Annotated in this window: 1 protein-coding gene; it reads left to right on the top strand. The window is 61.9% G+C overall.

Annotated elements, in window-relative coordinates; translation table 11 throughout:
* On the top strand, positions 1–378 hold a 378-nt coding region (locus tag HU727_RS25575; protein WP_217847164.1), incomplete at both ends, for an immunoglobulin-like domain-containing protein.

Raw genomic sequence — 378 nt, 5'->3', positions numbered from 1 at the left:
TGCTGCACCGACTGACGACGTCTACAAAGATGCCGGTTCGGTGCAGGCGACGATCACCGGCGCGACCGGCGGAAATTTTGAAAGCCTGGTGCCAAACACCACGCCAGCGGTCACCCAAGTCACCGACACCATCGACACCTCGACGGTCAAACTGACCGCCGATACCTCGGTGGCCGAAGGCGGCACCGTGACTTACACCGCGACTGTGGGCGCGCCAGTAACCGGTTCGCCGGTTGTCGTGACCCTGGCCAACGGCCAGAACATCACCATCGCTGTCGGCCAGACCACCGGCACCGCGACCTTCACCGCACCGAACGATGCGTTGACTGGTCAAGCTCCGATCAGCAACTCGATCACCAACGTCAGCGGTGGTAATTA

Origin of the sequence: Pseudomonas khorasanensis, from assembly GCF_014268505.2 — a bacterium.
GTDB classification, from domain to species: Bacteria; Pseudomonadota; Gammaproteobacteria; order Pseudomonadales; family Pseudomonadaceae; genus Aquipseudomonas; species Aquipseudomonas khorasanensis.
Note: the sequence above shows the minus strand (reverse complement) of the source record. Positions and strands in the feature narration are given on the sequence as shown.